Origin of the sequence: Rhizobium sp. AQ_MP (genome assembly GCF_014237835.1) — a bacterium.
Lineage (GTDB): Bacteria > Pseudomonadota > Alphaproteobacteria > Rhizobiales > Rhizobiaceae > Allorhizobium.
Genome location: NZ_JACJVI010000086.1, coordinates 1 through 376, shown reverse-complemented (window position 1 = coordinate 376; position 376 = coordinate 1). Strand labels below are relative to the sequence as shown.

Here is a 376-nt window from a genome sequence, read left to right as displayed (position 1 = left end):
GGGGGAGCGACTGTCTTGGCAGTCAAGCGTTTTGCCATGGTTTTTCGTCCCGGATGATGGCGTTGAGGATGGTGAGCAGTTTGCGCATGGTGGCGACCACGGCGACGATCTTGGGCTTGCCGGCAGCGACGAGCCTGTCTCGGAAGGCCTTGAGAACAGGGTTGTGCCGGCTGGCGACGAGGGCGGCCATGAACAGCACGGCCCGCACCTTGCCGCGACCTCCGCCGATGAAGCTCTTGCCCCGCCACGCGCCCGATTGTCGTGTCCAGGGCGCAAGCCCCGCAAGCGAGGCGATCTGCCTCCGGTCAAGACTGCCCAGTTCCGGCATCTCGGCGAGAAGCGTGCGCGCCGTCGCTGGCCCCACACCTGGCACGGA

1 protein-coding gene is annotated in these 376 nt (G+C 66.5%); it reads right to left on the bottom strand.

Annotated elements, in window-relative coordinates:
* Positions 1-22: 22 nt before the first annotated feature.
* Positions 23-376 (bottom strand): transposase (locus H6M51_RS24330; protein ID WP_185812325.1); only part of this gene is annotated, 354 nt, incomplete at its 5' end.